This window comes from Burkholderia sp. WP9 (genome assembly GCF_900104795.1).
Classification (GTDB): domain Bacteria; phylum Pseudomonadota; class Gammaproteobacteria; order Burkholderiales; family Burkholderiaceae; genus Paraburkholderia.
In genome coordinates this window covers 1219874-1233685 of sequence record NZ_FNTG01000002.1, presented here as the reverse complement: position 1 = coordinate 1233685, position 13812 = coordinate 1219874, and the positions used below count along the sequence as shown (strand labels likewise).

Below are 13812 nucleotides of genomic sequence, written 5' to 3'. Positions count from 1 at the left end.
GAACAGCTACGAAGTGCCCGCTGTCGCTCCGATGAAAGGAAGATCGGCATGAATTCCGGCATCGACCAGGCGCCTGCAGTGCGTGAATTCGGCTAATCGGTAGTCGAAGAAATAGCGGGCCGTGGCCACTTTCTGACGATAGAAATCTTCTTCATCCGCCTTCGGGGCGGCAAGCCGAAGCGAGCGCGCCCACGCATAGGCGAGGAGCAACCAGCCGATCATTGCGAGGTAATCGTCGGCGACGCGATAAGGCAACTCCACGTCGCGCGCGCTCTCTTCGATGATCGCGGCGGTCGTATGCCACGCATCCGCGCACAATGTCTCGAGTTGCGCCGCGACCTGCGGCAAATCCGGTGCGGCATTGGCGTGCTCCGCGGCTTCCGCGCGAAGATGGGCAAGCAATGCTCGCAGCTTGTCCCCGCCGTCGCCGATTACTTTGCGAACCAGCAGGTCGATCGACTGAATCTCGTTTGTGCCTTCATACAGGAGCGAGACACGACTATCGCGCACCGTTTGTTCGATGCCGTATTCATGTATGTAACCGTAGCCCCCGAACACCTGGAGCGCGCTCGACGCCCCAAGAAAGCCATTGGCCGTGAAAAATGCTTTCGCCACCGGCGTGAGGAGCGCGGCGAAACGATCTGCTTCGGCACGCTTCGCTTCATCGGGATGGCGTGCGGCGATGTCGAGCCATTGGCCGATCCAATAGCCGATCAACCGCTCGCCCTCGACGACGCAACGCAGATCCATCAGCGTGCGGCGTATCGCGGGATGCAGCGAAATGGGCGACGCCCCCTGCGTTTTCGCCTCCAGACCGGGCGCGCGCATTTGCACCCGTTCGCGCGCATAGATCGTTGCGCGTTGCCAGGCACTCTCGGCGTGACCCAGTCCCTGCATCGCGACCTGCAAGCGCGCGGCGTTCATCATCACGAACATCGCCGCCAGCCCGCGATGCGGCTCGCCGACCAGCCAACCCAGCGCGTCCTCGAACCGCATCGTGCATGTGGGGCTTGCCTTGAGCCCCATCTTTTTTTCAATCCCCTCGCAATGAACGCCATTGCGAATCGCCACCCCGCTATGAGATCGCCACTTCGGTACGAGAAACATCGAAAGTCCGCGCGTTCCCGGAGGCGCATCGGGCAAACGCGCAAGTACCAGGTGGACGATGTTGTCCGTCAGATCGTGATCGCCACCGCTGATGAAGATTTTGCTGCCCGTGATTCGATAACCCTCGCTCACCTCGTCCGGGATGGCGGTCGTGCGCAGCAGACTGAGGTCGCTCCCTGCCTGCGGTTCGGTCAGACACATGGTGGTGAGCCACTCGCCGCTCGCGATTTTTGGCAGGTAGTCGGCTTTCAGCTTCTCCGACCCATGCGTCTGCAAGCAGACGCTTGCGCCATGCGTCAATCCGGGTGACATGAGCCACGCGTGATTCGCCGCCGCCAGCATTTCGTGAAGCGCCACTTCCAGCAGTTGCGGCAAGTCCTGGCCGCCATGGCCGGCACTTGCCGAGAGCGTCGGCCAGCCGCCGTCGACATAGGCGCGATACGCTGCCTTGAAGCCGCGCGGCATACGCACTTCGCCATCGACGAACTGACAGCCTTCAAGGTCGCCGCTGGCATTGAGCGGCGCTAGCTGCTCCGACACAAAGCGGCCGGCTTCTTCGAGGACCATTCGCGCGGTCGTCGAATCGAAATCGGACCATTCCGGAATCTGCCGCCAGAACGCTTCGGCGTCGAGCCATTCTTCCATCACGAAGCGCATGTCGCGCAGTGGAGCCACGTAGCAAGCAGACATGTCAGAGCCCGTCATTGCACGCATAGATCACCGCGGGATCGGCCTGACGTGGGTCATGCATCGTCTCCACCAGATTCGCGCGATGTGTCAGTACCGCGCGCTGGTTGATCGAGCCTTTGTCGGTGATCTCGCCCAGATCGAGGGAGGGGGGCACGTCGAGCAGGCGCAAGCGCGCGATCGTCGTTGCGCCGCCGGTCGACTTGCGGTTCAGACGGGCCAGCAAGCCGGTGAAGAACGCGCGCACAGCAGGCGCCGCGACGATCTCAGCGGCGCTCGCCGATGCCGGCAAGTCCGCCAGCCGCCTGCAATCGTCGAGGCGCGGAAACACTAGCGCACCGACATCGTCGCGATTCATACCGGTCACGACCACATCCTGGACGTACGGCGCGCCCTCGGAGACCACCCGGGCACGCATCGGCCCGACGCTCACGAACGTACCCGAGCTCAGCTTGAAGTCTTCGGCGATCCGGCCATCGAACAACAGTCCGAGTTCCGGCTTACGGGGATCGACGAACTTGAGCGCGTCGCCGCTGCAGTAGTAACCTTCGTCGTCGAACGACCCGGCCACGTTTTCCTCGTCCATCCGCCAGTAACCGGCCATCACGTGCGGCCCGCGAAAGCGGGCTTCGAGCTTGCCCGATACGGGCGCGAGCTTCACTTCGCAGCCGGGCGCGGGCACTCCGACATAGCCCGCACCCATGACAGGCCCGGTCGTAAACAGACAGGAGGGCGATGTTTCGGTCATACCCAATCCGGCCATGATGCGAATGCGCTCGCCGCAGTATTGCTCCGTCACCCGCTCCAGGCGATCCCACGCCGCTTGCGAGAGTCCCGCGCCAGCAAAGAAATAGACTTTGACACGAGAGAAGAAGGTTGCGCGAAGCTGCGCGTCCGCTTCGAGCGCGCTCGCCAGCTCCTCCCAACCCTTTGGCACATTGAAATAAATGGTCGGCGCGATCTCGCGCAGATTGCGCAGCGTTTCGTCGAACTTCTTGCCTACCGGCTTGCCGTCGTCGATATACAGCGTGCCGCCGTTATACAGTGCGATGCCCACGTTGTGGCTGCCACCGAACGTGTGATTCCAAGGCAGCCAGTCGACCAGAACCGGCGGCTCGTGGGCGAATTCCGGGAACGTTTCGAGTAGCATCTGCTGGTTGCTGCACAGCATGCGGTGCGTCGTCGGAACCGCTTTCGGACGTTTGGTGGAGCCGGAGGTGAAGAGGAACTTCGCGATTGCATCGGGTTCGATCGCGGCGTGCACGGCATCGACCGTCGTTGCGGGCGTGTTCAACAGTTCCGCGAACGGTGTCTGCGCGCGATTGTTGGAACCGTAAGCCGTCACCACTTCCACATCGTCGGACACGACGGCGTCGATTGCGGCGGCGAACGCATCGCCGTCGGCGGCGAACACGAGACCGGGCGTCAGCAGTTCGATCGCGTGGCGCAGTTTGCCGTAGTCGCTGGAAATGAGCGAATAGGCGGGCGAGATCGGCGCATAAGGAACGCCCGCCCACATCGCACCGAGTGCGAGCTGGAAATGCTCGAGGTCGTTACCGGACAGAAGGACAACCGGCCGCTCGGCCGACAACTTGCGCTCGAGTAGCGCCTGGCCGATAGAACGGGCACGCTCGAGCATCTGCGCATAGCTGATGCCCACCCATTCGCCGTCGGCACCGCGGCGTGCGACTAGCCACCGGTCCGGATGCGCGTGGGCTCCGCTCACGAGCCGGTCGGTCAGACGTGCCGGATAAGCGCCGATCGGCTCGCTCGCTTGCAGGTACCAGGCGTCGCCCTGTCGACGAACGCTGGCCGCTGCCGATCCGATACGCACCCGGCGATAAGGCACGGACGTCTCTCGAATCACGGGTTCGACACGGGGCTGAGTCGGCTCTGCATTCACGTTTTGTCTCCTTGATGGGCTGCCAGCGCGGCGACTCGTGGACGAACGCAAGCCCTCTGTCATTCGACAGAGGATGCCGTGTTTCGACGCACTCGTCTTCGTGCGGCGCTGTTAGATCGGGTAGTGGCGCGGGCCGGTCTGAATGGTGATCCAGCGCAGATCCGTGAATTCGGCAATCGAAGCCTTGCTGCCGAAACGTCCGTAGCCACTGCCCTTTACGCCGCCGAACGGCATTTGTGCTTCGTCGTGCACGGTCGGCCCGTTGATGTGGCAAATGCCCGATTCGATACGCCTCGCCAGACCCAATGCCCGCGCGATGTCGCGGCTGAACACTGCCGCCGACAACCCGAACTCGCTGTCGTTGGCGACTTGCACCGCTTCGTCGTCGCTGTCCACACGCTGCACCGTGACCACCGGTGCGAACGACTCCTCCGCGTAGAGCTTCATCTCGGGACGCACGCCGTCGACGATGGTCGGCTGCATGATCGCACCGTCAATCGCGCCGCCGGCCAGCACCGTCGCACCGTGGCGGCGCGCGTCTTCGACGAGCGCCGCCACGCGTTGCGCGGCCTGTGCGTTGACGAGCGCACCGAGCACCGCGCCGTCGTCGGTCGGCGCGGTTGCCACCAGCTTGCGCGCTTTTTCAGTCAGCTTTTCCACCAGCGCATCCGCAATGCTGCGGTGTGCGATGACCCGCTCCGTGGACATGCAGATTTGCCCCTGGTTGAAGAACGCGCCGAACGCGATCGCGGCAACGGCCGCGTCCAGATCGGCGTCTTCAAGCACCAGCACCGGCGCCTTGCCGCCGAGTTCCAGCAACGCCGGCTTCAGATGCTTCGCCGCATGCATGGCGATGATGCGGCCCACATGCGTCGAGCCGGTGAAATTCACCCGCCGCACGGCCGGGTGTGCGATAAGGCGTTCGACGATTGCCGCCGCATCCTCGGGCGCATTCGTCACGACGTTCACGACGCCGTCGCCGAGCCCGGCTTCCTGCAATACCGTGCCGATCAGCCGATGTACCGCCGGACACGCCTCCGATGCCTTGAGTACCACCGTATTGCCGCACGCGAGCGGCATCGCGAGTGCGCGCGTGCCGAGAATCACCGGCGCATTCCACGGCGCAATGCCCAGCACGACGCCGCACGGCTGACGCACGGCAAGCGCCAGATTGTCTGGTGTGTCGCTCGGAATCACGCTGCCGTCGATCTGCGTCGTCATTGCGGCCGCTTCACGCAGCATGTTGGCGGCGAGATGAACATTGAAGCCGTACCAGTTCGCCATCGCGCCCGTTTCGGCCACGCCGGCCGCGATAAACTCGCCGGTCCGTGCATCCATCATGTCGGCCGCTTTCAGCAGCCGCGCGCGACGCTCGGTGGGCCGAAGCGCGGCCCACGCAGGAAATGCGGCGGCGGCGGCGTCGACTGCCGCATCGGCGTCGGCAAGCGTGGCCGCAGGCGAGCGTGAGGCGAGGGTGCCGGTTACCGGGTTCAGGCGCTCGAACGTCGCCCCGCTGGATGCCGGACGGTCCTGGCCGCCGATCAACATGCTCACTTCGGTCACGATTGTTGTCTCCTCACTGTGCTGCGTGTCCTGATGCGGATGCCACCGCCGAGTCTCTTCGCCGGACTGTGGCTGCGATACTCATGCTTTATTCAGCGCGCTTATACGCCTGCAAACCCGGCTTGATCGACTTATCGTCGAGGAACTGCTTCAGGCCCTGCTCGCGTCCGTGCTCCGGGTCGCGCAGTTGCGCCTGATCGAGCTTGGCGTACAGGTAGTCTTCATTCTGCTCCCACGTCAGTTCACGGCAACGCTTGAAGCCGTGCTTTGCGGCGCGCAACACCACCGGGTTCTTTTCGAGGAGCTTCGCTGCCAGAGCAATGGTCTCGTCGCGCAGCTGCGCAAGCGGCACGCTCTTGTTGACGAGGCCCATCGCCGCAGCTTGCGGGCCGGTGAAGGTGTCACCCGTCATGATGTAGTGCAGCGCCTGACGATGGCCGACGGTATCCGCCATCGCCTTGCTGACCAGATTGCCGGGCGGAATGCCCCAGTTGATTTCCGACAGCCCGAATACCGCTTCGTCAGCTGCAAGTGCGAGATCGCACGCCACCAGCGGCGAAAAACCACCGCCGAAACACCAGCCGTTGACCATTGCGATGGTCGGCTTTGCATACATGCGCAGACGGCGCCACTGCCATTCCGACGCGTCGCGGCGAATCTTCTCCTGCAGAATTTCCGGACCCGCGTCGACCTCCCGGAAATACTCCTTCAAGTCCATGCCCGCGGTCCATGCGGCGCCTGCGCCGGTCAGTACCAGAACCCTTGCGTCGTCGTCGAGCTCCACGGCATCCAGGACCTGCAGCATCTCGCTATTGAGCGTCGGGCTCATCGCATTGCGCTTCTCCGGGCGATTCAACGTCACCCACGCGATGCCTGCCTCGACCTTCACGTCAACCGTCTTCCAGCGACCATCGTAACTTGCCATGTTCGTAACTCCTGCGCGCGGACCGCGCGATAAGGTGGAAATTCCGTTGAACTGCTGTAGTATCAACCTGCCTGAGATTTTTATATCAGGCATCCTGATATAGAGTCTATTATCAAGCAGCCTGATAAACAAGCGCCCGGTGCTTAGTGAAAACCCTCGAACATCAGATACGATGAAGCCAACCGATCATTCCGGCCGACCTTCGGGCGCCATGGCCGAAAAGCCGCTGCGTATCACCTACCTGGTCGGCAGCGTGGACCGTGTGCTGAAACGCCGGCTCATCGAAACGCTCGCGCCACATGGCGTGACGCTGCCGCAGTTCACCGCCCTGTCGGTGTTGAAAGCGCGCGGACACTCGTCGAACGCCAAGCTGGCTGAGCGATCGCTGATCACGCCTCAGGCGGCCAACGAGGTCATCAAGGTGATGGTCGCGCGCGGATGGGTCACACGCGCCGCCGACCCCTCCCACGGCCGCATTGTCGTGCTGCAACTCACGCGCGCGGGCGCCGCGCTCGTGCGCCAGTGCGAAGCGTCGATCGAGCGGCTCGAGGCAGGCATGATGAACGGTATCGAGCCCGCGAACGCCGATCTGCTGCATGCTTCATTGCGCATGCTGCTGCGCAATCTACACACTTTCGATCAGGTCACGTCGGACTCAATCCAAGCAGACTGATGGCGTTTTCCTTCAGAATCAACGGATGAACCTCGGGCTTGAAGCCCGCTGTCTGGAAATCGTTCAGCCAGCGATCCGGGCGAATCAGCGGGAAATCGGACGCGAACAGCATCTTGTGCTTGAGTAGCGTGTTCGCATGCTGAATCAGCTGTGGCGCGAAGTACTTCGGCGACCACCCCGAGAGGTCGATGTAAACATTCGGCTTGTGCAGGCAAATCGACAACGCCTGATCCTGCCACGGCCACGACGGATGCGCGATCACCACCTTCATGTCAGGAAATTCCGCCGCCACTTCGTCCAGGTGTATCGGCTCCGAATACTTGAGCAGCAGCCCTCCACCGCCGCGCATGCCGCTGCCCATGCCGGAATGGCCGCTGTGAAATACCGCCGGCAAGTTGTATTCGGCGATCACTTCATAGATCGGATAGGCCATCCGGTCGTTCGGATAGCAGCCCTGCAGCGTCGGGTGAAACTTGAATCCCCGCACGCCGTGATCTTCGATCAGACGCCGTGCTTCGCGCGCGCCCATCTTGCCTTTGTGCGGATCGATGCTCGCAAAGGCAATCATGATGTCGCTATTGTCCGCCGCGAATTGCGCGACCTCCTCGTTGGGGATGCGGCGGCGCCCGAGTTGCGCCTCGCAGTCGACCGTGAACATCACCATGCCAATTTTCTGCTGGCGATAGTAGTCGATCGTCTCCGGGATCGTCGGCCGCCGCCCCTGCTTGAGCACCGTACCGAAGTATTTGTCGGCAGCGTCGTCGAACTCCTTGCCGAACAGATCCGGCGGCTGGCAACAGGAGACCTCCGCATGCACATGGGTATCGATAGCAACCAGATTCGCAATGTCCATTGTCTTTCCTTGGTGATCCTAAAGGGACTCGGATTGGCGCGCCTCCGGCGCGGCGCAATCTCGATCACGTGCAATGTGTATCAATACGGCCGATACGGTCAACCCGACTTTGGCCTGGGGTATTCACCGAAGAATTTTATCTTGTCTTATCAGGTCGCCTGAGATCAAATACGCATCACCGGGCGGATATGTTTTCAAACTGACTGCGCCGCTCGGGCAATGCGGCACGGATCGATCCTTCTGCCGCGAAGGATCTTCCGCGATTAGAACGGCCGTTGTCTCGCCATAACGCAATAACAGGCAATAACAGCTTCGGTTTCTCCGTACCCCTACGCTCTTATGCTTTCTCGCTGAAGCGCTTTCCTGCGATCTTTATATCAGGGTACCTGATATTGTGAAGACTCGGCGAGACATGTGGTTCAGGCGGACCCGACAACCAGGTGATCGATATGAAGCCAATGAGAACAGCAGCACCAGGAGACGCAGTGATGACGCAACCAGTCGCCAGATCGGCTGCCGCCGTAACCCTGAGCCTCTGCTTTGCCGTCGCTTTGCTCGAAGGCCTCGACCTTCAATCGGTCGGGGTCGCGGCGCCGCGAATGGCGCGCGAGTTCGGCCTGTCGGTGACACAAATGGGCCTTGCATTCAGTGCCGGAACCTTCGGCCTTCTGCCCGGCGCAATGTTCGGCGGACGGCTTGCCGATCGCATTGGCCGCAAGCGTGTGCTGATTCTCTCGGCATGTCTGTTCGGCCTGCTTTCGATTGCAACCGCGCTCGTCAGCAGCTTCGACATGCTCGTGCTGGTGCGCGTGCTGACCGGTATCGGACTTGGCGGTGCGCTGCCGAACCTGATCGCGCTGTCGTCCGAAGCGGTGTCGCCGAAGGCGCGCAATACCGCCGTGAGCATCATGTATTGCGGTATTCCGTTTGGCGGCGTGATCGCGTCGATCATCGGCATCGTGAACATGGGAGACACCGAATGGCGCCATATCTTCTATGTAGGCGGTGCAGGGCCGCTGCTTCTGGTGCCGCTCCTGTTCGCTTTCCTGCCCGAATCAAAGGCATTTCGGCGCGCATCGCATGAAGGGAACGTGCAGCCCGCCGCCGTGGGCAATGTGCTGTTCGGCGGCAATCGTGCTCTTTCGACAGCGCAGATCTGGATCAGCTATTTCTGCACGCTGATCGTTCTGTATTTCCTGCTCAACTGGCTTCCTTCGCTGATGGCCGCGCGCGGTCTCTCGCGCCCGGAAATCGGCTATGTGCAGATCGCCTTCAACGTCGGCGGCGGCATCGGCGCGCTTTGCATCGGCATGTTGATGGACCGGCTGCGCGGCGCCGTGGTCGTGTCGGGCATGTACATCGGGATCATCGCCTCGCTTGCAGCGCTGTCGATAGCGCCGGGATTCGGCGCGCTCGCCGGCTCGGCATTCTTCGCGGGCATGTTCGTTATTGGCGGGCAGTCGGTGCTGTATGCGCTCTCCGCGGCGTTCTATCCGACGGCGATGCGCGGGACGGGCGTCGGCGCCGCCGTCGCCGTGGGCCGTATCGGTTCGGTTGTCGGGCCGCTCGCGGCAGGCCAGTTGCTCGCGATGGGACGCAGCTCGTCGGTCGTGATCGGCGCGAGCATTCCAGTGACGCTGATCGCCGCAGTCGCGGCCCTCTTGCTCATCCGTCGCCCGCGCGCGACCGACTGATGGTTTTTCAAAAAAACACATAACGGTTTGGAGACTTCAATCATGCGAGCATCAACACGCCTTCTCCTGAGCGGCGCCCTCTGCGCAACGAGCACCGTGGCCGCCGCGCAATCGAGCGTCACGTTCTACGGAATCGTCGATACCGGTATCGAATACGTTTCGCACGCCAATGCGGCGGGCGACCACCTGTTTCGCATGCCCGCGGTGACGGGCGAGTTGCCCTCGCGCTGGGGCCTGCGCGGTGTTGAAGACCTGGGTGGTGGCTATAGCGCCGTCTTCACCGTCGAGAACGGCTTTAACGTGCGCGACGGAACGCTCGGGCAGGGTGGCCGCCTGTTCGGCCGACAAGCCTTTGTGGGCGTGAAGAGCCCGTATGGAACCGTCGCCTTCGGCCGCCAGTACACGATGACGTACCTCGCGTTGATGGGCGCGGACATCATCGGCCCGGATATTTATGGCCTCGGTTCGCTGGACGCCTACGTCCCCAACGCCCGCGCGGACAACTCGGTCACCTACATCGGCGTATACAAGGGCGTCACCCTCGGCGCCGGTTATTCATTCGGACGTGACGCCGGCAACAACTCGCCCGGACAAGGCACCTGTACCGGCTCGGTGGCGGGGCACGCCACCGAATGCCGCGACTGGTCCGTGATGCTCAAATACGATGCGCAGTACTTCGGCGTGGCGGCGTCGTACGAAGAAGAGCGTGGCGGCGCGACCGCCGCGGCGAACTTCTTCGACGGCGTTGCGCCCACCACGCTCATCAATGCCGCCGACAAAGACGCGCGCGCTCACGTGAGCGCCTACGCGCAGTACGCCGGCGCGAAGATCGGTCTCGGCTGGGTCGGTCGGCGCGTCGTCACCGATTCTCCTGCTGTGCCGAACGTGCGCTCGAATCTGTTCTTCGTCGGCGCTTCGTATGCCGTCACACCGGCGTTTCTCGTAGATGGCGAAGTGTTCCGCATCGTCAACAGCGACCACGACACACGCGCCACGATGGGCACGCTGCGCACCACCTATCTGCTCAGCAAGCGCACAGCTGTCTACGCGCAGGGCTCCTATCTCGCCAACAGCGCGAAAGCACGCTATTCGGTCAGCGGCGGCGGTGGCGGCACGACGCCGCCCGCGGGCATGGGCCAGACGGGTGCGATGGTCGGCGTACGGCACATGTTCTAGGAGACATGAGATGAACAGAACCGCAATTGCAATACTGGTTTCGCTGACGCTCGCCGCGTGCGGTGGCGGACCGAACGACACATCGTCATCCCTGCCGCAACTCAGTGCGGCCACGCCCGCGAATCTCTCCGGCACCTGTACCGCGCTTGCCGCGAAGCTCTCGTTTGCGAACACGACGTTCACGTCGGTGCAGGACGTGCCGGCGGGTACGCTGACGGTAGCCGGCAAGCCGATCGCGGAACATTGCGTGATCGAAGGGAAAATGAATCAACGGGTGAGTTCCGTCGACGGCAAAACCTACGCGATCGGCTTCGAGATGCGCCTGCCGGTCACCTGGAACGGACGCTTCTTCTATCAGGCGAATGGTGGCCTCGATGGGAACGTGCTGACCGCAACCGGTGAGATCGGCGGCGGTGGTCCGCTCAACGATGCGCTCAACATGGGCTACGCCGTCATCAGCTCGGACGCCGGCCACCCGTCGTCGCAAAACCCGCTGTTCGGACTCGATCCTCAGGCCCGTATCGACTACGGGTATAACGCGGTCGCTACGCTCACGCCGATGGCGAAGCAGGTCATCAGGACCGCCTATGGCAAGGGCCCCGACCGGAGCTATTTCGACGGTTGCTCGAACGGCGGCCGGCATGCGATGGTGGCGGCGGCGCGGTCGTCGGCGGAGTATGACGGCATCATCGCGGGCGATCCGGGCTTTCATCTGCCGAAAGCGGCGATCGGCGAGATGTGGAGCGCACAGCAACTCGCCAAGGTGGCGACGGCGAATACCACGAGCGGCCTTCCCGACATCAAGACGGGCTTTACCGCAGCGGAGCGCCAGCTGGTTGCGGCGCGAATCATTGCGAAGTGCGACTCGCTCGATGGCGTGGCCGACGGCATGGTGCAAGACATCAAGGCATGCCAGGCGAACTTTAGCCTCGCCAACGACGTGCCGACCTGCTCGGGGAATGTGCGCGATGGCTCGTGCTTGACGACTGCGCAGAAGGACGCAATCGGCAACGTCTTCTCCGGCGCGCGCAACAGCGCGGGAACGGCGCTGTACGCTAGCTTTCCGTACGATGCGGGTATCAATGGCGCGAACTGGTCATTGTGGAAGCAAACCAATTCCATCACGCTGGATCCCGCCGCCGCTGCCTTCACGTTCACGACGCCGCCGCAAAGCGCTTCGCTGCTTACGCAGTTGACGTCATATGCGTTGAACTTCAGCATGGACAGCGATGCGCCAAAGATCTTTGCAACGAGCGGCGTCTACACCGAGGCGTCGTGGTCGTTCATGACGCCGCCGGACGAGACCGATCTGAGCGCGTTGAAGCGGCGCGGCGCCAAGCTGATGGTGTATCACGGCACGAGCGACCCGGTGTTTTCATCGAACGATACGACCGATTGGTATCAGCGTCTCATGACGGCGAACGGCGGCGATGCGAGTAACTTCGCGCGTCTCTACACGGTGGCGGGCATGAACCATTGCTCGGGCGGGCCGACTGCGGACCAGTTCGACATGCTCACGCCATTGGTCGCCTGGGTCGAACAGGGCAAAGCGCCTGACAGCATTATCGCAACCGCTCGCGACGCCGGCAACGCGATTCCGAACAGCGAAGTGCCCGCGGAGTGGGGCGCGGGACGTACACGGCCGTTGTGCCCCTATCCCAAGGTCGCGCGATACAAAGGAGGTGACGCGAATTCGGCGGCCAGCTTCTCGTGCGGTTGATCGTTCCGGAGCGTCGCCGGATCTGAATAACGGCATCGCGAACGGCGTTAGCATTCAATAAAGCCACCTACTGTCAACGATGGCCTTATTGGATGCTAACGCCTTGAAGTCCATCTCCATTTCTGCCCGCGAGCCGTAAAGCGAAGCAAATCTTTCAATTCACAAATATACGAATTAAATTCGCCATCCATTCGTAAAGCGAAGTAATGGTCAAGAGGCTGATTTGCGAATGAGGGTAGTGAGTGTTCCTCCGCCACCGACAGTCGAGGATCAGCCGAGGGGCGGCGCGTAGTTGCGCGAGCTGAACCAGATTGTCGGGCGTGATTCATGGTGGCTCGATGGACAGGCGTCGGCCTGCTCGGCGGGGCTCTGGTGCAAATATGAAGGCCGATGGGTTGGGCTCAGGGTTTTGGCGCACGCAGGGCAAACAGATGAGTAAGCTGGGGAGAAGCGGTTCACGGCGGAGTTCGTTAAGCGCTGGAACCGCTTTGCTACGGCAGCCGGCAGGTCGTGGCGAATCGACCAAACTTACGTGAAGATCCGTGGCAAGTGGGTTTATCTTTACCGAGCGGTTGACCGGGCTGGCAAGACGATTGACTTCCGGCTCAGCGCCAGGCGCGATGTTGCTGCTGCCAAGACCTTCTTCGAGAAAGCGATCAGGAGTCGAGGGCTCGCACCCAGGTCAATCAGGTTGGACGGCTACGCAGCGTCTCACCGCGCAGTGCGCGAAATGAAGATCGATAGATTGCTGCCCGAAAGCACAACGTTGCGATCGTCGAAGTACTTGAATAACCTGATCGAACAGGATCATCGCAACCTCAAAGCACGGGTGAACGTGATGCTCGGCTTTAAAGGCTTCAGGACTGCGGCAACAACCATTTCCGGCTTCGAGCTCATGCATCGCATTCGCAAAGGCCAGTTCAACCTGATCAAGCTGCATCTCAAAGATACCGCTGCGCCCCCGGTTTGGACGGCGGTCCTTTCATCTCGCTGAGACGACGGACGGCCACGCGTCATTGCACAGCAGCAGTCGAGATTCCGGGCGAGCAGAAACGCCGCTGGCGTCGTTCAGGTCATCGAGCCTTTTCATATCCCGAATCGCGTGGAAAAGATCGCGCATTGAATCGAGATCAATCAGTCTCACAAACGCGAAGGTATCCTCATAGGCACGCATCCAGGGGATCATTGCTGAAGCCACAGCTTTTCGGCCTTCGGTCACCTCCGTATGCCGCAGTGCTTCGTCGAAATGGGCCCAGAAAGCTCGCATTGCGCGCTGGGCGAAAAAGTGGTTGAGCGCGAGCGCGGAGATATCTCCGATCGCGGGCATCGACGACTCGCGATTCTGACTTTCCATATCTGCGGTTCCGGATGCGTGGGGAGTGGGTTGCAAAGAGTTCCGTGCTGCCGCGGACGGGTCGTGGCAAGGCGCCGAAGTTGTCATGACCATGGACGCCTGAAACTAACCACCCGTCGGCGCGGGGCGGGCCCGCGAACGTGATGTACGTTGCGGC

The 13812-nt window shown here is 62.1% G+C and carries 10 protein-coding genes and 1 pseudogene; 5 read left to right on the top strand and 6 right to left on the bottom strand.

The genetic code is table 11. The features are described 5' to 3' along the window. Positions 1 to 6 precede the first annotated feature (6 nt). From BLW71_RS26810 to BLW71_RS26795, 4 genes are all read right to left on the bottom strand, one after another. A complete protein-coding gene (locus BLW71_RS26810; RefSeq protein WP_091803939.1) occupies positions 7 to 1797 on the bottom strand; it encodes an acyl-CoA dehydrogenase family protein in 1791 nt (596 codons plus the stop codon). Position 1798: 1 nt separating this feature from the next. Then, entirely contained in the window at positions 1799 to 3697 is a 1899-nt protein-coding gene (locus BLW71_RS26805; protein ID WP_286162116.1) for a feruloyl-CoA synthase, read from the bottom strand. 111 nt (positions 3698 to 3808) lie between these two features. Next, the gene (locus BLW71_RS26800; RefSeq protein WP_091808932.1) at positions 3809 to 5245 is read right to left on the bottom strand and encodes an aldehyde dehydrogenase; all 1437 of its coding nucleotides are present in this window, start codon (positions 5243 to 5245) and stop codon (positions 3809 to 3811) included. Positions 5246 to 5348: 103 nt separating this feature from the next. Beyond that, positions 5349 to 6185, bottom strand: a complete 837-nt coding sequence (locus tag BLW71_RS26795) for a p-hydroxycinnamoyl CoA hydratase/lyase (protein ID WP_091803933.1) — start codon at positions 6183 to 6185, stop codon at positions 5349 to 5351. A gap of 172 nt (positions 6186 to 6357) precedes the next feature. On the opposite strand from BLW71_RS26795, the gene BLW71_RS26790 reads away from it, so the two are divergent. Beyond that, entirely contained in the window at positions 6358 to 6858 is a 501-nt protein-coding gene (locus BLW71_RS26790; protein WP_091803930.1) for a MarR family winged helix-turn-helix transcriptional regulator, read from the top strand. On the opposite strand, the gene BLW71_RS26785 is transcribed toward BLW71_RS26790, so the two are convergent. Further along, positions 6830 to 7711, bottom strand: coding sequence for an amidohydrolase family protein (locus BLW71_RS26785; RefSeq protein WP_091803926.1), 882 nt, complete (start codon positions 7709 to 7711; stop codon positions 6830 to 6832). The genes BLW71_RS26790 and BLW71_RS26785 overlap by 29 nt on opposite strands. A gap of 488 nt (positions 7712 to 8199) precedes the next feature. On the opposite strand from BLW71_RS26785, the gene mhpT reads away from it, so the two are divergent. The 4 genes and pseudogenes from mhpT to BLW71_RS26765 all read left to right on the top strand — a co-directional run. Continuing rightward, the gene (mhpT, locus tag BLW71_RS26780; protein WP_286162114.1) at positions 8200 to 9405 is read left to right on the top strand and encodes a 3-(3-hydroxy-phenyl)propionate transporter MhpT; all 1206 of its coding nucleotides are present in this window, start codon (positions 8200 to 8202) and stop codon (positions 9403 to 9405) included. A gap of 42 nt (positions 9406 to 9447) precedes the next feature. Continuing rightward, positions 9448 to 10581 carry a porin gene (locus BLW71_RS26775; RefSeq protein ID WP_091803920.1) on the top strand — a complete coding sequence of 378 codons (1134 nt, stop codon included), beginning with the start codon at positions 9448 to 9450 and terminating at the stop codon, positions 10579 to 10581. Positions 10582 to 10591: 10 nt separating this feature from the next. Continuing rightward, entirely contained in the window at positions 10592 to 12301 is a 1710-nt protein-coding gene (locus tag BLW71_RS26770) for a tannase/feruloyl esterase family alpha/beta hydrolase (RefSeq protein WP_091803917.1), read from the top strand. Positions 12302 to 12803: 502 nt separating this feature from the next. Then, positions 12804 to 13295: pseudogene (locus BLW71_RS26765) on the top strand (IS6 family transposase); the annotation flags it as partial. Here the strand turns inward: BLW71_RS26765 and BLW71_RS26760 are convergent. Further along, positions 13284 to 13655, bottom strand: a complete 372-nt coding sequence (locus tag BLW71_RS26760; RefSeq protein WP_091803914.1) for a hypothetical protein — start codon at positions 13653 to 13655, stop codon at positions 13284 to 13286. The pseudogene BLW71_RS26765 and the gene BLW71_RS26760 overlap by 12 nt on opposite strands. Positions 13656 to 13812: the final 157 nt, after the last annotated feature.

Bases quoted from the DNA above. Each gene is read 5' to 3' on its own strand.
- BLW71_RS26795 (WP_091803933.1), bottom strand. From the start codon at position 6,185: ATGGCAAGTTACGATGGTCGCTGGAAGACGGTTGACGTGAAGGTCGAG.
- BLW71_RS26785 (WP_091803926.1), bottom strand. From the start codon at position 7,711: ATGGACATTGCGAATCTGGTTGCTATCGATACCCATGTGCATGCGGAG.
- BLW71_RS26760 (WP_091803914.1), bottom strand. From the start codon at position 13,655: ATGGAAAGTCAGAATCGCGAGTCGTCGATGCCCGCGATCGGAGATATC.
- BLW71_RS26770 (WP_091803917.1), top strand. From the start codon at position 10,592: ATGAACAGAACCGCAATTGCAATACTGGTTTCGCTGACGCTCGCCGCG.
- BLW71_RS26800 (WP_091808932.1), bottom strand. From the start codon at position 5,245: ATGTTGATCGGCGGCCAGGACCGTCCGGCATCCAGCGGGGCGACGTTC.
- mhpT (WP_286162114.1), top strand. From the start codon at position 8,200: ATGACGCAACCAGTCGCCAGATCGGCTGCCGCCGTAACCCTGAGCCTC.
- BLW71_RS26790 (WP_091803930.1), top strand. From the start codon at position 6,358: ATGAAGCCAACCGATCATTCCGGCCGACCTTCGGGCGCCATGGCCGAA.
- BLW71_RS26775 (WP_091803920.1), top strand. From the start codon at position 9,448: ATGCGAGCATCAACACGCCTTCTCCTGAGCGGCGCCCTCTGCGCAACG.
- BLW71_RS26810 (WP_091803939.1), bottom strand. From the start codon at position 1,797: ATGTCTGCTTGCTACGTGGCTCCACTGCGCGACATGCGCTTCGTGATG.